15 protein-coding genes are annotated in these 19,788 nt (G+C 66.0%); 4 read left to right on the top strand and 11 right to left on the bottom strand.

The features are described 5' to 3' along the window. The first annotated feature begins 186 nt into the window (after positions 1–186). Positions 187–1,506, top strand: a complete 1,320-nt coding sequence (hemN, locus tag AN936_RS19555) for an oxygen-independent coproporphyrinogen III oxidase (RefSeq protein ID WP_054589552.1) — start codon at positions 187–189, stop codon at positions 1,504–1,506. Between the two features lie 337 nt (positions 1,507–1,843). On the opposite strand, the gene AN936_RS19550 is transcribed toward hemN, so the two are convergent. The 3 genes from AN936_RS19550 to AN936_RS19540 form a co-directional block, all read right to left on the bottom strand. Further along, complete coding sequence (locus tag AN936_RS19550) at positions 1,844–3,034, bottom strand: IS91 family transposase (RefSeq protein WP_054586745.1); 1,191 nt, start codon at positions 3,032–3,034, stop codon at positions 1,844–1,846. A gap of 5 nt (positions 3,035–3,039) precedes the next feature. Next, complete coding sequence (locus tag AN936_RS19545) at positions 3,040–3,948, bottom strand: tyrosine-type recombinase/integrase (protein WP_054586746.1); 909 nt, start codon at positions 3,946–3,948, stop codon at positions 3,040–3,042. Between the two features lie 142 nt (positions 3,949–4,090). Next, positions 4,091–5,758, bottom strand: coding sequence for a TonB-dependent receptor (locus AN936_RS19540; protein ID WP_054589551.1), 1,668 nt, complete (start codon positions 5,756–5,758; stop codon positions 4,091–4,093). Between AN936_RS19540 and AN936_RS19535 the strand changes: the two genes are divergently transcribed. Then, positions 5,748–6,212 carry a biotin/lipoyl-binding protein gene (locus tag AN936_RS19535; protein ID WP_054589550.1) on the top strand — a complete coding sequence of 155 codons (465 nt, stop codon included), beginning with the start codon at positions 5,748–5,750 and terminating at the stop codon, positions 6,210–6,212. The genes AN936_RS19540 and AN936_RS19535 overlap by 11 nt on opposite strands. Here the strand turns inward: AN936_RS19535 and AN936_RS19530 are convergent. After that, positions 6,209–7,033, bottom strand: coding sequence for a CerR family C-terminal domain-containing protein (locus tag AN936_RS19530; RefSeq protein WP_234715649.1), 825 nt, complete (start codon positions 7,031–7,033; stop codon positions 6,209–6,211). The two genes, AN936_RS19535 and AN936_RS19530, sit on opposite strands and share 4 nt — an antisense overlap. On the opposite strand from AN936_RS19530, the gene AN936_RS19525 reads away from it, so the two are divergent. Then, positions 7,032–8,327 (top strand): oxygenase MpaB family protein, encoded by a 1,296-nt coding sequence (locus AN936_RS19525; RefSeq protein ID WP_201782940.1) that lies wholly within the window; start codon positions 7,032–7,034, stop codon positions 8,325–8,327. The genes AN936_RS19530 and AN936_RS19525 overlap by 2 nt on opposite strands. A 42-nt stretch (positions 8,328–8,369) precedes the next feature. Here the strand turns inward: AN936_RS19525 and AN936_RS19520 are convergent, their stop codons facing one another. The 7 genes from AN936_RS19520 to AN936_RS19490 all read right to left on the bottom strand — a co-directional run bounded on the left by AN936_RS19520 (position 8,370) and on the right by AN936_RS19490 (position 18,904). Then, positions 8,370–9,539, bottom strand: coding sequence for a sulfotransferase family protein (locus tag AN936_RS19520; RefSeq protein WP_054589547.1), 1,170 nt, complete (start codon positions 9,537–9,539; stop codon positions 8,370–8,372). Positions 9,540–9,541: 2 nt separating this feature from the next. Continuing rightward, a complete protein-coding gene (locus tag AN936_RS19515) occupies positions 9,542–10,732 on the bottom strand; it encodes a cupin domain-containing protein (protein ID WP_054589546.1) in 1,191 nt (396 codons plus the stop codon). Further along, positions 10,729–11,973: a radical SAM protein gene (locus AN936_RS19510; protein ID WP_158500120.1), complete on the bottom strand. Its 1,245-nt coding sequence runs from the start codon at positions 11,971–11,973 to the stop codon at positions 10,729–10,731. Before AN936_RS19510 ends, AN936_RS19515 begins: the two co-directional genes overlap by 4 nt. 42 nt (positions 11,974–12,015) lie before the next feature. Beyond that, the gene (locus tag AN936_RS19505; protein WP_054589544.1) at positions 12,016–12,342 is read right to left on the bottom strand and encodes a hypothetical protein; all 327 of its coding nucleotides are present in this window, start codon (positions 12,340–12,342) and stop codon (positions 12,016–12,018) included. Between the two features lie 336 nt (positions 12,343–12,678). Continuing rightward, on the bottom strand, positions 12,679–15,141 hold the full coding sequence (locus AN936_RS19500; protein WP_054589543.1) for a CehA/McbA family metallohydrolase: 2,463 nt from the start codon (positions 15,139–15,141) through the stop codon (positions 12,679–12,681). 14 nt (positions 15,142–15,155) lie between these two features. Continuing rightward, a complete protein-coding gene (locus AN936_RS19495) occupies positions 15,156–17,117 on the bottom strand; it encodes a CocE/NonD family hydrolase (RefSeq protein ID WP_173585676.1) in 1,962 nt (653 codons plus the stop codon). 104 nt (positions 17,118–17,221) lie between these two features. Next, positions 17,222–18,904 carry an N-acyl-D-amino-acid deacylase family protein gene (locus tag AN936_RS19490; RefSeq protein ID WP_054590435.1) on the bottom strand — a complete coding sequence of 561 codons (1,683 nt, stop codon included), beginning with the start codon at positions 18,902–18,904 and terminating at the stop codon, positions 17,222–17,224. A 123-nt stretch (positions 18,905–19,027) separates the two neighbouring features. On the opposite strand from AN936_RS19490, the gene AN936_RS19485 reads away from it, so the two are divergent. Continuing rightward, positions 19,028–19,669, top strand: coding sequence for an FABP family protein (locus AN936_RS19485; protein WP_054589542.1), 642 nt, complete (start codon positions 19,028–19,030; stop codon positions 19,667–19,669). The last annotated feature ends 119 nt before the right edge of the window (positions 19,670–19,788 follow it).

The raw sequence follows: 19,788 nt of genomic DNA, 5'->3' as shown, positions 1-19,788 counted from the left end.
GCGGCATCTCATCCTGCCTACCGATCCGGCCGCCCCACCGCGCGACGAGAATGGCTGCGCCAAAGCCTGTCACGCCGTCACCGAGCGGCGTGACAGGCTGGCAGGAAAGAGGTCGGGATGTTGCTGACGCGACGAGCGTTGATCCCGATCAATGCCGACGCGTTGCACGGCGCCTAGACCGGCATTATGTGGTCTTATCATCCCGATCTGCTCGCCCGGCCCGTGCCGCGCTACACGAGCTATCCCACGGCGATGGAGTTCGCCGACGATGTCGGGGCCGAAGCCTATGGCGAGGCTCTCGACAGGGTTGAAGCCGGCACGCCCCTATCGCTCTATGTCCATATCCCCTTTTGCGAGCAGATTTGCTGGTATTGCGGATGCAACACCGGCGCGGCGGGGCGTAAGCAACGCCTCGCCGACTATCTCGCTGCGCTCCAGTCGGAGATCGCGCTTGTCGCGAAGCGGCTCGGCGGCCGCGGCCGCGTCCGCCGCATCGCCTTCGGTGGCGGCAGCCCGAATGCCATCACGCCGGTCGAACTCGTCCGCCTGCTCGATCTCCTCCTGACGCTGTTCGATGCGCATCGCCCCGACATATCGATCGAACTCGATCCGCGCGGCTTTTCGTCCGAATGGGCGCTTGTGCTCGCCGCGGCCCGCGTGACCCGCGTCAGCCTCGGCGTCCAGACCATTGCGCCGCATGTCCAGCAGACGATCGGACGGATCCAGCCGCTCTCGCACATCGAACGCGTCGTCGCGGCGTTGCGGCTCCGCGACATCGACGCGATCAATTTCGACCTGATGTACGGACTGCCGGATCAGAGTCTCGCCGATCTCAACGAAACGCTAGACGAAACGATTCGCCTCGCGCCGAGCCGGATCGCGCTTTTCGGTTATGCGCACCTTCCGGACATGATCCCGCGCCAGCGGCGGATCGAGGCCATCAATCTGCCCAACGCGAAACTGCGCTTTGCTCAGGCTGAACTCGGTTTCGAACGCCTCACACAAGCTGGCTACATCCCCGTCGGCTTCGATCATTTTGCCTTGCCAAGTGACTCGCTTGCAGTCGCGGCAGCGGAGGGGAGGGTTAGCCGAAATTTTCAGGGGTTTACCGACGATGATGCGCCAGTGCTGATCGGCTTTGGTGCCAGCGCCATAAGTCGCTTTCACGACCTCATCATCCAGAATGAAAAGAGGGCAGGTCACTATCGTCAAATCGCTGCAGAGGGGCGGCTCGCTGCGGTTCGCGGAGTACATCTTGGTAGCGATCAACAGCGCCGCGCCGACCTTATCCGAGACCTGCTGTGTCGCGGTCGCACGCTTCTGGATGCCGGCGATCAATCGACCGTCCGCGATGCCTTGGAGGAATATGAGCGGCGCGGCCTTATCGAATGGAATGATACTGATCTAATAGTCTGCGACAGCGGACTGCCTTACGTCCGACATGTCGCTTCCGAGTTCGATAGCGTTCGTGGGAGTCTAACTCGCGCACGATTTGCGAACGTCTGAATTCGAGTTGTTCCGTCCAGAACCAGACGGTCTACTACCGTTGAGAGTTTCGGACGCCGCGAGGCGTCGGAAAGTCTTCGATGCCCGAACCGCGGTGGTCATGGAGTGAGCTATGGGGAAAGCTGTTTTGCGGAGATCGTGGGGTAGCTAGGAGCTGCCGAAAAGCGGACGTGCGCGATAGCGGACCGTCTGGATTTAGATCGCAAAAGCGGACGCCAAAAAGCGGACGGACCGATTTTGGTGGTGCGACGTCTGCTTTTGGGCAGCGCCGTGGCGAGCTGGTCCGCTTCCGGGCGCGGGTCTGCCCAGGACGAGGAAGGCGACGGGCCGTGCCGGGTCACGGCGCAGGTGTCCCGGGTGCGAGGGATGGCGGTGGCGGCGCGCGGGACTGGTAGCGGCGCTCGAAGACCTCGATGATGATCATGGTACCACCGCAGCACGGGCAGGTCGGTCGGGGCTCTGCATCGTCGGCGGGCTCGTCGGTCGGTGGAGGTGCGACATCGAGCAGGCGGCGGGCGCGTTCGAGATGATCCTTGCGGTGTGCGCTGGCGAGGAGGCCATAGTGGCGGATGCGGTGGAACCCGCGCGGCAGGGCGTGGAGAAGAAAGCGGCGGATGAACTCGTCGGCGCCGAGCGTCATGACCTGCTGCCGTCCGGCGCCGGCCTTGCGGTAATCCTTGTAGCGGAAGGTGACCCCGGCCTCGTCGAACCGAAGGAGCCGGCTGCTCGATATGGCGACCCGGTGGGTGTAGCGCGCGAGGTAAGCGAGCACGGCCTCGGGCCCGGCGAACGGCGGCTTGGCATAAACGACCCAGCGCTTCTTCCCGACGGGCGAGAGGTGCCGCAGGAAAGCGCGTCGTTCGGCGAGATGCGTGAGGCTGCCAAAGAAGGCGAGCTTGCCGGCGTCGTGCAGCGCGCGCAGCCGGGTGAGGAACAGGCGTCGGAACAGGGCCCCAAGGACGCGGACCGGCAGCAGGAAGGCGGGGCGTGCGGATATCCAGCGCGTTCCATCGCGCGAGATGCCGCCGCCCGGCACGATCATGTGGATGTGCGGATGATGGGTGAGCGCCGAGCCCCATGTGTGAAGTACAGCGGTGATGCCGATCCGGGCGCCGAGGTGCTTGGGATCAGCGGCGATGGTCAGCATCGTATCGGCCGCGGCCTTGAACAGCAGGTCATAGACCAGCGCCTTGTTGTAATAGGCGATAGCGGCGACCTCGGCAGGCAGGGTGAACACGACGTGGAAATAGCCGACCGGGAGGAGATCGGCCTCGCGCGCTTCGAGCCATGTGCGGGCGGCGGCGCCCTGGCACCTCGGGCAGTGCCGGTTGCGGCAGCTGTTGTACGCGATCCGCCAGTGGCCGCAGTCGGTACAGGCTTCGACATGTCCGCCGAGCGCGGCGGTGCGGCAATGCTCGATCGCTGACATGATCTTGAGCTGATGCAGGCTGAGGTGGCCGGCATGGCCGGTGCGATAGGCAGGCCCTGCGGCACGGAAGATGTCGGCAACCTCGAGTGAGGCGCGCACGGACCTTAGCCGTCAGGAACCTCCCCGCTCGGCGATGCGAGCGCGAGCCTGTCGAGCGGGCTGACGATCGACCGAACGGTCTTCGTTGCGACCTGCGTATAGAAGGCGGTGGTGTTTAGCTTGGCATGGCCGAGCAGCGCCTGGATGACGCGGATATCGACGCCGTCCTCGAGCAGATGGGTGGCGAAGCTGTGGCGCAGCGTATGCGGTCCGACGCGCTTGTCGATATCGGCGGCCTCCGCGGCTTCGACGACGACACGGTAGAGCTGGCGCGTGCTGATCGGCGCCGCGGCGCTCTGTCCGGGGAAAAGCCAGCCATCGGGAACGAGGATGCCCTGTTGTCGTCCAGCGCGCCACCAGTCGCGCAGGAGCAGGAGCAGGCCTTCGGGCAGCATGGCATTGCGGTATCGGCCGCCCTTGCCGCGCTCGATCCGCAGCAGCATCCGCTTGCTGTCGATATCGGTCACCTTCAGCGCCGACACCTCGGCAACGCGCAAGCCCGCGCCATAGGCGACCGACAGCGCGGCCTGGTGCTTGAGCGAGCGCGTGGCATCGAGCAGCCGCTTCACCTCGGCCATCGTCAGCACCACCGGGATCTTGCGCACCTGCCTGGTGCGGACCAGCTTGCGCGCGAGATCGGGGCGATCGAGCGTGTGGGTGAAGAAGAACCGCAATGCGCCCACGATGCTGTTCATCGTTGGCGCGGGGACGCCTGCCTGCTGCTGCTCGATCTGGAACTGCCGGATATCCTCGGCGCTCGCAGTGTGGGGCGAGCGTCCGAGCCAGGTCGCGAACCGCCCGACGTCGCGCAGATAGTTACGCTGCGTCTCCTTCGAGAAGCGGCGCATGGTCATATCGTCGATCAGCCGCTGGCGTAGCGGGCTGATCGGGCCAATCTGGATAAGCTCGTTCATCGTTCGACTCCTCAGGTAAAGGAGTCGAAAGGGTCTGCCTGTGGCCGCCGGCGTTCAATCAGGCGCGGCGCTCGCGGGACCGCTTTACATCGAGGCTAGCGCCAATCCGCGGAGCGGTTCGTGCACCGTCGCCATGCTATTGTCAGAACCGGATGGTTCCGCTGATTCCGTAAGTCCTCGGCTCGTTGGCCTGGATGCGGTTCGCCGTGCTGCCGGGGAAGGCGCCGTTATTCAGGCCGAGCACGGCACCGAGCGGCTGGTAGACAGCCAGCGGGCGATAGTGGGTGTTGGTGAGGTTGCGCGCGAAGACGGCGAGCGACCAACGGTCATCGCGGCGGTTCAGTGCTAGACGGGCTCCGAGAACGGCATAGCCGTCGGCAATCGATTGCGGATTGGCGTCGTTGACCGTGCCGACATATTGGTCCGACACAAAGGCGACGTTCGCATTGGCGGCCCAGGTGAGGCCGGTCGATCCGATATCGCCGTTCCAGTCGACCGCGACGCTGCCGGGCCAGGCGGGTGAGAAGCTGTTCGGTTTGCTGGTCAGATCCTGCCTCCCGCCGATGCCGGGCACGCCGGAAGCGTTGGCAAAATCAGTGAATTTGGAGTCGAGATAGGCGAGCGAGCCCGAGAGCGAGAAGCGGTCGCTCGGTGCGAGCACGAGATCGAGCTCGAAACCCTGCTGGCGGAGGTTGCCGGCGTTGCGGACGACGAAGCTGACCCCGTCGAAGGCGCGATCCTGGAAGCCCGCAATGTCCATGCGATAGAGGGTGAGGTTGGCGGTCAGGGCGCGGTCGAGCCAGCTCGATTTGACGCCGAGTTCGTAATTCTTCACCGTCTCGCGGTCGAACACGCGCCGCGTCGAGATCAGATTGCCCTGCGGGTCGAAGGTCGAGAGCGACGGCACGCCGCCGCCCGAATTATAGCCGCCCGACTTGTAGCCGGTCGAATGGGTGGCGAAGAGCATCACGTCATCGGCTGGCTTGTAGTTGAGGCTGACGCGATAGGTGAAGCGGCTTTCCGAAAGACCCGGATAGGTCAGCACCTCGGGCGCACGGATCGTCTGGGTGAAGGGGCTCGAAACCTGCGAATAGCTGCCGCGCTTGCGGTCGTTGGTCCAGCGGCCGCCGAGCGTCAGCGTCAGCGCGTCGGAGATATAGACATTGCCCTGTGCATAGGCGGCGATGCTGCGAACCTTCTGATACACGTCCTGATCGGTCGCCGCGACGCCGCCGGTGCTCGCATAATAGGCGGCGCAGGCGGTGCGGCCGGGGCCGGCGGGGACGAGGACGTTGCAATATTGCGTGTCCATGTTGAGCTGTTCGCCTAGCGCGAATTTCTCTTCGAAATAATAGAGCCCCGCGACCATATCGAAATGGCCGCCGAGCCATTCGCGTTCGGGCGAGATGAACTGCAGCTCGTGGTTCTGGCTGCCCGAATCGAACAGGCTGCGCCGCGTCGCGAGCGGGACGGGGAGGAAGACGATGTCGCCGTCGAGCTGGTCGTTGGTCCATTTGCGATAGCTGTTGATCAGTCGCAGCGTGGATCCTCCGGCAAGGTCGAGCGAGGCGGTGCTCGAAACGCCCCAATTCTTGTCGACCAGCCCCGAGGCGACCGACTGGTTCATCACCCGGTCGTTCAAATTGGTGTCGGGGCCGCCGCTGAACGCCGCCTGCAGGAAGGCGAGGCGTGCAGGGGTCACCGATGCGGCGTCGAAGTCGAAATTGACGACGCCGTCGCCGTCGAGCCGGGTAAAATCGCCGCTCGACGCCGCGGCATCGGCGCAAGGCTTTGTCGCCGTGTCGGGCAACCGCCAGGCGGTCCAGCACCGTGACGGCGGTGTCGTCACCGCACTGCATGTCGTCGAGGGACAGTCGGTCACCAAAGGCGAACCGCTGCTCAAGATATCGGCCTCCGAACTGATCGCCACCGAACGCGGCATGACCGGCGAGGTCGTCGCGCTGCTGGCGCAGCGCGCGCGGCTGGTCGCCGAGCAGAACGGCTTGCCGCGGGTTGCCGAGCCCGCCGAGTTCGCGTCCTTTGCGCCCGCCGATCGCGTGCTCGCTGCAGAGGCCTTGCGCGGTCAGCGCCGGTTGTTCGAAGCGCGGCGGGGCTCGCTCCAGACCGAGCGCGGGGTGCTCGGCCAGCGGATGCGCCAGCATGCGGAGCAGATCAACGGCTATGCCCATCAGATGCGCTCGAACCAGGAACAGTTTGGGGGCTCGAATTTTGCCGCCCAGGCGTCTCACCAATCGCTGTTCTAATGGCAGAATGCGTCGATCTGCTCGTTGAGAGCGGCCGTGATTTGCGCGACGTGATCATCGTCGCCCGCGGTCCGGGCAACGACGCGCTGTCCCGAGCGGAAACCGGTCAGGCTGGCAATCATCATCACGGCGCGAACCCTGCTGTCGGTGGTCGAGAGGCGCCCTCCCGCCGCGCGCTCCAAAAGGGCCGCCGCGAGTTCGATGCCCGGCTGCCAGAGCTCGGCGTAGAGGATTTCGAACGCCGGCCCGGGGCTGGTCATTTCGCGCTGGACGAACATCGCGCGGTCCTCGGCTCCCGCTTCCGACAAGAGGAAATGCGCGAGCGCCGCGAAGAGTTGTTTGAGATGCCCTGCCGCGTCCTCACGCGCCAATGGCCGCGCCAAGGCGCCGCCCGCCGCCTCTCCCACGGCGCCGATGCCGCGCCGGAAAGAGGCAACGATTTCATGCGCGCAGGCGAGATAGAGCCCTTGTTTGTTGCCGAAATAATAGGTGAGTCCGGGCAGGTTGGTACCGGCCGATTCGGCAATCTGGCGCGTCGTCACGGCCGCAAATCCCTTGCTGCCGAACGCCGCGAGCGCCGCGTTCAGAATGCGCACCCGCGTTTCCTCGCCCTTGCGATAGCCACCGTCGGTCGAACGTAGGGGCACAGTTTTCTGGGCATTTTTTCCGTTCGAGGGCGGCATTGCTGAACCTGCTTGAATTTCTATCAAATGATACATATCATCCGGGAACCGAATGGAAGGACGAATCCCGATGAGCGAGCTTGCGACGGAAAGCCTCTGGGCAAAAGTGGAATCGCAGAAAGCCGCGAATCCCGGCATGTACGGCTCCTTCGATTTTACCGTCGTGCCGGAGCGCTTCGCCGACCAGCCGGGCGACGTCACCCAGCTTGGCGACGGGACCGAGAAGCAGCGCCGGGCCATCCTGTCGAATCGCGAGCGCGTCGAGGTGATCCGTGCCTATTCGATGATGGGCGACCTGGTTGCCGACGCCTATGCCGCGCTGATGCGCCAATATGGCTTTCGCGCGCTCGTCGACATGCTCGTCCTGGCTTGCGACAGCGGCATCGAAAGCGTGGCCGGGGCACCGCCCGAACTCGCGGCCTTTATCGCCGACATGGAGCGCAAACCCGACTGGGTCGACATGGCACTGGTGGAGGAGGGTGCGCGGATTGACCGGAACTCCGCCGCCAATTTCGGGCCCTTCATCATTCGCGGCGCCTTCATTGCGACGTTCATGAACAAATATTCGGCGCTGCCGATGGCAATCACCAACACATTGTCGAGCGAGACCGCCGGTCGGCGGGTCAAGGAGACGGCGACCTTCTTCTCGACATCGGTGCTTCCGGGCGCGCTGGAGCGCTTCGGGCCGGGGTTCAAGGCGGCCGCGATGGTGCGTCTGATGCATTCGATGGTGCGGGCGAACATCTTGCGGCGCCCCGGGGACTGGGACCAACGCGTCTACGGCTTCCCGATCCCGCAGGTCGACCAGATGCCCGCCGGACTGATCCCCATTTTCCTGCTGTCGTACAAGATGATTGCCGAGGGGCGCACCGAATTTACCCGCGAAGAGCGCGCGCGCGTCGAGCTTGCCCGCTATCGCTGCTTCCTGCTCGGCCTTCCCGAAGAACTGCTTGCCGATACCCCTCAGGGCATCGTCGATTTGATGTCGACCCGTGCCGCGACGCTGCGCCAGGACTATGACGACAATATTTGCGGCGAGCTTCTGCGCGCGACGATGGCCGCGGACCTCCGGGCGAGCGATAGCTTCGCCGAAACGGTGCATGCCTTCTTCGAGCGGGCGATGGCGAAGCTCTTTTTCCTGCGGAGCTTCATGGGCGGTGACCGGGCGAAGGCCGCAGCGATCGGCGTCGATATCGGCGTCGGCGACCTGATCGTGGCCGGCGCTGCCGGGGCTTTCGTGGCGGCGCGCATCGGGCTCTTCGCTCTGGCATCGCGGCTGCCGGGATTACGCAACATTGCCGACCGACGACTGGTCGCCAAAATCGAAAAACAGCTTGCCGGCTATGGCAAGGCGCACTTCACGACAGACGCCACAAGCTATCGCTCGCGGCAGGGGGAAGGCAACCTCGCCGCCGACCATTCTCCGATGTAAGGGCCTGGGGAACGGCGTCTATCTTCGCAGCCGTCGATATCTTTACTGCCAATGCGAGCCTTCTTCGCCGGATCGGCGTCGGCTTGAGGAAGCGGCCGAGCGCGCCATTTCTTCGACGAACGCCTTGCCGGCTTCGCGGCGCCGACAGCCAGACCATTCGCCGGCAGTGACCGCGGTGACGATATCGGCGAGATCGGGGGGCAGAACCGCGCGCCGGTGCTTTCCCGACGGGTCGAACGGCTCGGTCGATGCTGCTTTGGAATAGGACGCCAGCGTCGCTTCCAGCGCCGCCGGGGCGGGCGGCGGGCCTTCGTCGCCCAGATGACGGCGGAGCTTGGCGAGGGTTGCGGCGGGGTTGCCGACGATAGCCTCATAATCGACGAACATGATGCGCTCGCCGGGCAGGTACCGTGCGGCTGCGACCGTGCTTCGCCAGGCTTCGGCGAAGAACCGGACCGCGCCGGCCCTTTCGTTTGCCGCGAGCTCCGCGCTGGCGGGGCCATACCAATGCGGCGGTTCGGCAAGGAAGGAGGCGACCGTTTGCCAAGGGTCGCGGACGACGACGATGACCGGGGTGCCGGGGAAGCGCGCCAGCAGCGGCGCGGCGAGCGGGGTTGTCCACGAACTGAGCTTCACGAGCGATTTGCGTGGGCGCACGGCGCGGGCGAGGCAGCCCGCCAGCTGCTCGGCCAGCGTGTCGATGCGATCGATCGCGGCCGGATCGCGTGTCGCGGCGCGGGCGAGGAACAGGCCGTTCAAAAATTCGGGTTCGCGCAGCGCGGCCCAGTCGCCGTTGCTTGCGAGCAGGTTGCAAAGGAGAGTCGAGCCGCAGCGGCCGACGTGGAGGATGATGCCGTCCGGGGCGGCGCGCGGCTGCTCGGCGGCAGCGATGGCGTTGGCCGGCAGGCTGAACGTTCGGGGCGACCCGGCCCGCGACTTTGCGTGATCGACGCTATCGTCGAAGGTCGGCGCATCGAACGCCTCGCCCGCCATGTCGAGGAAACGGATATCGAGATTGTCGCCGACCCCGACGGGGACCATCGCGCAGCGCGACAGCGCCAGACTGTCGAGCAGTTCGCGCAGCTCGGCGGGGCAAATCCCGAGCCGCGCCGCCGTCTCCGCCTCCCCGGCCAGGCCGGTGAGAAACAGGCCGACTTCGATCGCCGCCCTATCACTGATCGCGGCGCGGGGTGGCGGTGCGAGCCGTTGCATCGTCAGGCCGCAGGCACCTGGACCAGGAAGCCGTCGACAAGCAGCTTGCGCGCGAGGTCGGTTTGCTCGCCCGCCGATATGCCCGGGATCTCGGCAACGCGGAACGGATCCTTTCGCCGCGACAGGAACAGCATCGCGTCGCGGTGGTTGCTATCCGCGGTGACGAGCGTCTGCGCGAATTGCAGCCCGACCCCGCCGGGCAGCGCCATGACGCGGGCATAGAGCGGCTGGTTGCGCGCGAGCCGGCTCGCCTCGGTGATGTGGCCGCTGCCGGTCACGTCGTCGACGAGCCGGCCGGCGGGCGGACAGCGCCCGCGGCGGAGCAGGCTGTCCTCGATCGCGCCGACCGCATCGCCGATCGCGCGGTCGTCGATCATCGCCGCCAGCTCGCGCGCCAGCCCGGCGAGGCGAGCGCGCTGCGCCGGGTCGTTGAGGTAGCGCGGCGGCAGCCGTTCGAGCACCCGGTCGTCGCGGATCGCCATCGTGTCGAGCGCCGCCTTGACGAGTTCGAGCATGTTCGGCGGATGGATGCCGAGCGTCAGGTGGATCGACGTCTCGTCGAGCGTTTCGGCGGCGTGGACCCGGCCGCGCGGGACGTAGAGCACGTCGCCGGCGCGAAGGATCAATTGCGTCGCGGGCGACAGGTCTTCGCCGACGAACAGCTCGCGCTGCTGCAGCTCGCTGGCGGGCACGTCGCCTTCCTGTTCATAGATGTGCCAGCGCTTCGAACCCTGAATCTGCAGGATGATGACGTCATGGTCGTCGTAATGCGGCAGGAACCCCTGCGACCCGGGCGGGGTGATATAGGCGTTGACCTGCGTTTCGAAGTTGAGCTCGACCTCCAGCGAGCGTGCCAGCGCCGCGACCGCGCCGACATAGCGTTCGAGGCCGTTGAGGATGATCGTGAAGCCCGCCGCGAAATCGTTGCGCAGCGCAACCATGTCGATCGCGCCGTTGCCGAGGCGATAGGCGGCGAGCTCCTTTTTCTCCTTGCCCTTGACCAGCCGGACACCGGCAGGGTCGGGGCGGCCATATTCGAGGAATTCCTCGAGCGCCCGGGCGCTGAACAGGCCGGCGAAATAGCCAGGGTCGTTGCGGCGGACGAGATGATGCTCCTTCGCCCAGAAGTCGGACAGGAAGCGGTCGGTGGAAAGCGGATGGAACAGCCATGCCGCGGTCTGGTCGTGAGTCATAGGGCACCGAATTTTTCTGTGACGAGATGAGCGGGATAACCGCCTTCGACGAGCCGCTGGCAAACCGTTGCGTACAGGCCCTTGTACGCGCCGCAATAGACCGAGGGGTTGTCGAAGCCGCTCGCTGCCGAGAAACGGTTTTCGAGGTCGCCGCCGCGGCACATGTCGCGCCAGCGGCAGTCCCGGCAGCCGGTGGGGATGCTGTTCGCCGTCGTCTCGATCTCCTGAAAGATCGGATTGCCCAGGAAATCTCGCAGCGAATGCGTTGCCATCGGCCGCACCGGGGCGCGGCTGTACCAGTCGAGCGCCGGGATATAGCTGTCGTCGATCGCCACCGTGCCGTCGCTGCGCGCGATCACCACCTGATTGCTCTTGCGCCCGCGGCGAAAGATCGCGCCGGGGGTCACGCTGGCGCGGAAATGGACCATCGTCTGGTCGATGAACTTGATGCGCACCGCCTGATTGTCCTCGGCGAGCCAGGCGTCGAAGATTTCCGAGAGGCAGCGGCCATAGTCGGCCGCCTCGTCCGAGGCGCGGAAGGCGGTATCGTCGACATTGCGGTCGGGGAGCAGGAAATTGAGTTCCTCGACCCCCAGATCGCGCAGATAATGATAGATGTCGCGATAGTCGTTGGCGCTGTGCAGCACGCTGATCGTCGAGGGCAGCGGCGCGCCATAGGGGCGCGCGGCGACGAGGCGGCGGATCGCATCCTCGCTGCGCTGGAAGGTCGACCGGCCGCGCTTGTCGAGCCGGAAGCGGTCGTTGGCCGCCTGCGGGCCGTCGATGCTGATCCCGACGCCGACCGCATGTTCGATGAACTGGTCGGTCCAGCGCTCGTCGAGCAGCACGCCGTTGGTCTGGATCGCAAGCGACAGCGTTGCGACGGGTTCGATCACGTCGCGCAGTGTCCGGCAGGCCTTGCCGAACGCGTCGGCGCCGATCATCGCCGGTTCGCCGCCGTGAAAGGCGAGCTTGGCATGCGGGATGCGCAGTTCCGCGCAGCCGTCGGCCATCCAGTGCGCCAGCCGCTCGGTCACCGCATGCGGCGCATAGGCGGGGCGTTCGAGCGGCGTTTCGTCGCCCATGTGGAAATAATAGCAATAGCTGCAGTTGATGTTGCAGCGCTCGGCCACCTTGTAGACGACCTGAAGCGCGTCGATCGAATCGGGCTGGCTGGCCCGCCACTCGCGGCGACGAACAAGGGTGTCCGCCGCCGGAGCGATGCCGAGTTGCTGGTTCACGAGCAATCCTTCATCGTCTCGAGATAAATGAAGCTGCCGCTTTTAGCGGCCGCCGCCGCGTGTAACGCCGCCTGCGACATTGCCGGGCTGAACGACATTGCCCGGCTGGATGACGTTGGTGACGAGATCGCGGATGTTGGTGAGTGCCTGCGACTGGTTATAGTCGCCGCCGCCCTGCTTGTGGTCGCCGCCCTTCTGAGTGTAGCCGCCCTGACCCTGATTATAGTCGGGGTCGGCCGCTACCGGCGAAAAGGCGGCTTCGCCGGGCGAGATCAACCCGTCGATAATCGCCTGGCCGATCAGCTTGCGGCGTTCGGTCGAGACCGATGCCAGGGTCTTGAGCTTTTCGGCATCATGTTTTCCAGCCATTTCCATTCTCCTTGTGCATTGGGGTTTGCCCACGCGCCAAAGGGCGCGCGTCGACAGACGGCGGGTTTTGCTTGGGTAGCGGACAGCGGTTATTCGGCCGACGATGCGGCGCGGATCGCTGGCGTCCCTATCGATCGGGCGCCGGCCAGCCTGTGCCGTATCTGTTGTCGGCCTAAGCGTCCCTGCGCTGGCCGTGGCTACGGGATGCGCGCCGGGTGCGCGCAATCATTGGATCAAAACGACAATCGGCGGCCGGTCGAGCGGAAAGGACGACGAAAAAAAAGCCGTATCGGGACGGGACGGATTCGGTCCCTTTTTGGCACTCTTATCCCGATATCATTTCGCCCACGCTTCGAGCCGCTGGCGCGCTTCGGCAAAGCGGGCCTTGAGGCGCGCGCCGCTGTCGCCCGGATAGCCGGTTGCGAGTCGCGCTTCGCCGACCGGCATCCAGCGGAGCAGGTCGGCGGCGGCACTGCGCGCCGCAGCGGGGTCGGTGCTGCCGACGCGGCCGATCCAGACCGGCGCGCTGTGCGCAAAGGGCGCCCCGTCCTGCACCGGCCAGACTGCCGGGCCGCCATGGACGCGCGCGGCGACCCAGCCGCCCGCGGGTACCTCGATCGTGCCGCTGTAGCTGCGCTTCCCGGCGGCGGGGAGCCCCTTGCCGCTCCATACCACGCGCCCGTTGACGAGGACTTCGACCGTCTCGACCGCGGTTGGCGAAAACAGGTCGAGCGACCAGGGGATCGAGGTGCTGCCGCCCGCGACGACCTCGCCCGGCCCGGCGCCCGCCGCGGTGAAATCGATCATCGGCCCGGTGGTGACGAAGCTGCGTCCCTTGCGCAGCGCGTCGAGGAAGCTCGTCATCCCGACCGGCCCCTCGGGCTTGGCGTAGACGCGGGTCGAGCCAATCGCCATCATGCGGTGGATATTCTGCATCGTGTCGCTGCCCGCGGTCGGGGCGACCGGCAGGCCGAGGTTGAGGAGGCGATACCAGAGCTCGCTGGTCCCGAGCTCGTCGCTCCACAGGCACGCGATCTCGATCGCGTCGACGTCGCCGAGCACCGCGTCGGGCACCAGCGCTAGCGGGAAACCGCCGGGGTTGCCCTCTGCCGGAAAGGGATCGTTGCCGATCACCGGATGGACATAGATATTGAGCCCGCCGTGCGCGCGGGTGAAGCGGAGGACATCGGCGTTGGTCAGCTCGCTCTGCGCGCGGACCGGGTAGCTCGGGCCGAAGAACCACGGGTCGAACGGCGCATCGGTACCGATCACCCCGATATGGCCGAGGAAATGCGCACGCACCTCCTGCGAGACGCGGATCAGCGGCAGTTCGGTGCGCTGCCAGCCCCACCATTTGGCGTCGACCTGCCGCGTCTGGAGATTGGCGAGCTGCGGCGTCGCGACGTCGAGCCCTTCGGCGCGCATCATCGTCACCAGATCGCCGGGTTCGAGCTGATAGGGGCCGCCGTAATTGAGATGGTTGTGGAGGTCGCCCGAATACCAGCCGCGCGCGGCGGCGTCGAAGCCGGTCGAGGGCAGATCGAGGTCGATCGTCACCGTGTCGCCGGCGCGCACCTGCCGCGTTGCTTCGGCAACCCCGTCGAACCCGTGCGTCGCGCTCAGCCCGATCGCACCTGCCGGGACTTCAACGGTCACCACGCCGGGCGAATGGGTGAAGACGCGGCCTTGCTGGAAGTCGAAATAGGCAAGGCCGGTCGCGGGAACCGCGGGATGGCCGCTGCCGTCGACGATCGCCAGCCGGGCGGGGGTCAGCTTCCCGGCCTGCCGGGTGCGGATGGTGACGCGCGCGGTGCGCTCGCCGAAATCCCAGTCGAGCGGCGACATGTCCTCGCTGGCGCCGCCGTCGGCCGGGGTGCGGTACAGGGTGAATTGCTTGTCGCGGTTCGGCTGGACGAACCATAGCGCGCCGCCGTGCGACCAGCTCGGCGCGAGCGGATAGGTCGCGTCGGGCGCAACGCGGATCGTGTCGCCGCCACCCGCGTCGAGGGTGATCAGTTTCAACCGGTCGCCATCGGGCTCGGTGATCGCGACCGAGCGCCCGTCGGGCGATGCGGCGACGCGGAGCTGCGGCGCCATGCCCGTCGACAGCAGCGTCCGGCGCTCGCCATCGGCGAGCGAGAGGGTCGCAACCGCGTCGCTGAAATATTTGGCGCGGTTGACATAGGCGAGCCCGGTGCCGCCGCCGATCGGCTGTGGGTTCAGTTCCTGACCGGTATCGGTGGTGAGGCGGGTTTTCGTTCCGGTGGCAAGCTCGACCCGCCACAGGTCGAAATCGCCCGCCTCGGCCGAGCTGTAGAACAGCGACTTGCCATCGGGCGCAAAGGCGGGGTCGAGGTCGAGCGCCGGGCTTGCGGCCAGCGGGCGTTCCTTGCCCGTCGCGACGTCGACCAGCATGATGTCGGTGTCGCGCCCGCTGTCGCGGACGAAGGCAATCTGGCGACCATCGGGCGACCAGGCCGGGCGCGAATCGATGCGGGGTCCGCGCGTCAGCCGCCGCGCCTGCCTTGTCGCGACGTCCATCGTCCACAGCCACCCGCGCGCGGCAAAGGCGACCGAGCGGCCGTCGGGCGACGGCGCCGGATCGGTCGGGCTCGCCGCGAAGGTTGGCAGATTATAGGCCTCCAGATAAAGCTGGTGGCCGACATTCTTCGCCGCATTTTCGACGTGCGGATATTGGCTGGTCCATTCGCCCTGCACCGGCGCCGCCGCAAAAAGGCACAGCGGTGCGGCGAACAGGAAGCGGGCTGCGGCGGGCCGCCGGTGGCGTCGATCGGCCAACTGTCCCTCCGCTTTTATTGTGCCGCCGCCGCCGACTGGTCGACCGGCACCACGGGAAGCCACACGCGGCTGCCGTTCGCGCCGCGTTCGAGCGTGATCGTCGCCGCCTTATAGTCCGCCTTCTTCGCGTTGAAGATATTGGGGACATAGGTCTGTGGATTGCGGTCGTAGAGCGGGAACAGGCTCGACTGGACCTGGATCATGATGCGGTGCCCCGGCTGGAACACATGGTTCACGGTCGGCAGGCGGAACTTGTAGCGCTGCGCCTTGCCCGCCGGGATCGGCGAGGGGTCGGAGAAGCTTTCCCGGTACCGGCCGCGGAAAATGTCGAGCGCGATCGCGAGCTGATAACCGCCCATATTGGGGTTGTTGGCATTTTCCTGCGGGAAGACGTCGATCACCTTGACCACGAAATCGCCGTCGGTGCCGGTCGTGCGCGCGATGATGTCGGCGATCGGCGCGCCAGACACACGGACCGGCGCGGTCAGTACCTCGCTGCGATAGGTCATGACGTCGGGCCGCCCGTCGACATGGCGCTGGTCGCTGACCAGCCAGGTCGGCCATTCGGGGGTGTAGACCGAACGCTGCATGCTGAACGGGCGTTGCAGGAAGGGCACCGGCTTGGCGGGATCGGAGACATAGCTATCGCCGCCCGCGGCGCCCGCCTTGAAACTGAGCCCGCCGTCGGCGGCGAGATAGAGCGGGGTCAGCGGTGAGGGGCAGCCCTTCTCGCAGGCGAGCGGCCACGTCGTCAGTCTCTCCCAGCGGTCCTCGCCGGTGTTATAGACCGTCGCGACCGGCATGTTCGACGGCGGGCCGTCCTTCAGATGCTCGTTGAAGAAGGGCAGCACCATGCGCTTCCAATAATGTTCGACGGTGTCGCCGTCCCAGTTGAGCGGCCCGACGCTGCGGCCGCCGGCGGCGCGGTTGACCTGGCTGTGGAACCACGGGCCGAGGATCAGGTGATTGTTGCCGGTCTTGCCCGCGGCGCGCAGCGCTTCGAACGAGTGGATCGCGCCATAGCTGTCCTCCTGATCCCAGATCGGCTGGACCCACAGCGTCGGCACGTTGGACGGATTGGCGGCGAGCAGCTTGTCGACCGCCTGCCCCGACCATGTCGCGTTATATTCGGGATTGGCGACGACCCGCTTGAACGCCGGAAGCTGGTCGAAGCCGCGGGCGCGGGCCCAGTCACCGGCCGACCCTGCTTCGCGGAACACGTCATAATCGTCGCCGCCTCCGTGCGAGGGGGCGCTCGCGAAGCCCTTTTCGCCCGACTGCATCGCGACGAAGCCCAGCATGAGCTGGCGGAAGGCGCCGTAATGGAACCAGTCGTCGCCCATCCAGCCGTCGATGATCGGGCTTTCGGGTGCCGCCGCCCGCAGTGCCGGGTGCGGATTGAGCAGCGCCATCGCGGTCGTATAGCCCTCGTAGGACGAACCGATCATCCCGACGCGGCCATTGCTTTCGGGCAGATTCGCCTTGTTCACCAGCCAGTCGATCGTGTCGTAAGCGTCGGTCGAATGGTCGACCCCGGTCTTGTTGAGCGGCCCGGCGACCGGCATGATCATCGTATAGTCGCCCTCGGACCCGAACTTGCCGCGGGTGTCCTGCCAAACGATGATATAGCCGTTCTTCACGAACTGCTCATTCTCGAACGGCAGCGCGTTGACCATCCGCGTGCTCGTCGACCGCGTCGAGCGCGCCGTCGCATTATAGGGCGTGCGGTCCATCAGAATCGGCGCATTCTTCGCGCCCTTGGGCACGATGATGATCGTCTGCAGCTTCACGCCGTCGCGCATCGGCACCATGACGACGCGCCGTTCGTAATCGGTGCCTTCGCTTTCGGGCGAATAGCTTTTGGGGATGTCGCCACCCGGCTGCACGACGGGTGTCACCGTGCGCTGGGCATGCGCCCCGACCAGCGGCGAAAGCGTCAGCACCAGCGTCAGCGCGGCGAGCGACTTCTTGATCATTTCCATCCCCATGTCTGTTCTGAGCGACCAGAATGGTCGGTACGGGGAAAGTTGCAACGCGGATATGTCTGGGGCAAAGGCCCAGAAATATTACGCCTTTGCGCTCAGCGGCATTTCTCCCAGCCGGCGCCGCGCACCGCGCGGCCTGGGGTGGCGCCGGTCGGCTCGCCGTCCTTGAGCACTGCCGCGCCGTTGACGAAGACATCGCGGACGCCGAGCGAATATTGGTGCGGCGCCTCGAAGGTCGAGCGGTCGGCGACCGCCGCCGGGTCGAAGATCACGACGTCGGCGAAATAGCCGGGCTTCAGCGCGCCGCGTTCCTTGATCCCGAGGTTGGTCGCGGGCAGGGTGGTCAGCCGGTGCACCGCCTGTTCAAGCGGGATCAGCTTCTCGTCGCGGACATAGCGGCCGAGCAGGCGCGCGAAATTGCCGTAGGTGCGCGGATGGGCGCCCGATTTCAGGAAGACGCCCTCGGTCGCCTGCGATGCCGCATCGGACCCGAAGCTCATCCACGGCAACTTGATCTGCGCGCGAACATTATCCTCCGACATCAGGAAATAGACGGTACCGACGCGCGAGCCGTCCTCGACGACGAGGTCCATCGCGGTCTCCTCGGGCGATTTGCCGCGCATCTGCGCGACCTCGGCGAGCGTCTTGCCGGTCAGCGGCTTGAGCGCATCCTTCTTGAAACCCGACAGGATCATCTTGTCGGCGCCGGCGCCGAAGTAGAGATTTTCCCAGTCGTTGCCCGGCTTCTGCATTTCGGCCGCGACACGCGCGCGGATCGCCGGGTCCTTCAGCCGTTCGATCCATTTTTCGAGCCCGCCGGCCTGTACCCAGGTCGGCATCGCCGCGTCGAGCCCGGTCGCGCCAGCGGTATAGGTGTACATGTCGGCGGTGATCCGCTGTCCCGCAGCGCGCGCTGCCTCGACCTTCGCGACGACGGGGGCAAGCTTGCCCCAGTTTTCGCGGCCCGCCATCTTGAGGTGATAGATTTCGGCCGGAGCGCCCGAGCGACGCGATATCTCGATCAGCTCGTCGACCGCTTCCTCGAGCCGGTCGCCTTCGGATCGCATATGGCTGATGTACATGCCGCCGCATTGCGCCGCCTCGCCGGTCAGCGCGACGAGTTCGTCGGTTTCGGCATAGGAGCCGGGCGCATAGATGAGCGAACTGCCAACGCCGAGCGCGCCTTCGTCCATCGCCTGCCGGACGAGCGCGCGCATGCGGTCCAGCTGTTCGGGCGTCGGATCGACATCGTCTTCGCCCAGTTCGTGGACGCGCACCGTCGCGGCACCGACGAAGCTCGCGACGTTGGGCGCGATGCCGTGTTTTTCGAGCCAGGACAGATAATCGCCGAGGCTGGTCCATTCGATCGGATATTTGATATCGCCCTGACGCTCGGTTTCGGTGGCCTTCATCGCCGCGTTCAGCGGCCCCATCGACCAGCCCTCGCCCATCACCTCCAGCGTGACGCCCTGCCTTATGTCGCTCTGGCTTTTCGGGCCGGCGATCAGCGATTCGGTCGCCCAGCTCAGCATGTTGATGAACCCGGGCGCGACCGCCATCCCGGCGGCCGATATTTCGGTGCGGCCCTTGCCCGCGACCTTGCCGACCGCGACGACGCGGTCGCCATCGATCGCGACATCGCCGACGACGCCCGGCGCGCCCGACCCGTCATAGATGGTGCCGCCGCGGATCACGACGTCATGACCGCCTTCGGCCGCGAGCGCCATGCCCGACGTCGAAAGCAAAAGCGCGGCGCCAAGCGCCAACTGTCGTTTCATGCCCATCGTCCATCTCCCCGATTGCCGCTTGACCTTACCGCAACCTCATCCGAATTCCTAAAAAATCACAAGCGCTTCTTGCGCCGCGGCGCGGCGGGCGGCATTGTAAGGACGGGGGGCACCATGGACATTCCGGACGATATCTTCACCGAGCCCGACGACGTCGCGCCCGATACGCTCGATAATCTCGGGCCGCTACGCCGCCTCGCCGGCATCTGGGAAGGCCATCGCGGCGTCGATATCAATCCCAAGGCCGACGGCCCCGAGCAGCGCGACTATTACGAGCGGATCGAGATGCAGCCGATCGATCCGCAGGCGAACGGGCCGCAGCTTTTCTACGGGCTGCGCTACCATGTCCATATCAACACCCCCGACGAGGACATCGCCTTCCACGATCAGGTCGGATATTGGCTGTGGGAACCGGCGACCGGGCTGGTGCTGCAGACGCTTGCCATCCCGCGCGGGCAGGTGGCGATCGCCGCCGGACATGCCACCGCCGACGCCAGACAACTGGTGCTGAAGGCCGAGCGGGGGAGCAGCGAATATGGCATCTGTTCGACGACCTTCCTCGAACAGGCCTTTCGCACCGACAGCTATGCGATCACGGTCGATTTCCACGACGACGGCTCGTGGAGCTATGTTTCGGACACGGTGTTGATGGTGCACGGGCAGCCCGAACCCTTCCTCCACCGTGATCGCAACCATCTCGCCAAGATCGCCGAGGCGGAGCCGAACCCGCTGGCGCAGATCGTCCGGCGGAGCTGACAATATCTGGCTATGCGCCGGATTCTTGGCCTTTTCTATCCGCCAACCCCAGATTTATTCGGGTTGTAAAAGCGTGTCGTCGCTGATCCATTGCCACCGGGTCGCAAACGGGGGCGAGC

Source organism: Sphingopyxis macrogoltabida (assembly GCF_001307295.1).
Classification (GTDB): Bacteria; Pseudomonadota; Alphaproteobacteria; order Sphingomonadales; family Sphingomonadaceae; genus Sphingopyxis; species Sphingopyxis macrogoltabida_B.
This window is presented reverse-complemented; position numbering and strand designations above follow the sequence as displayed.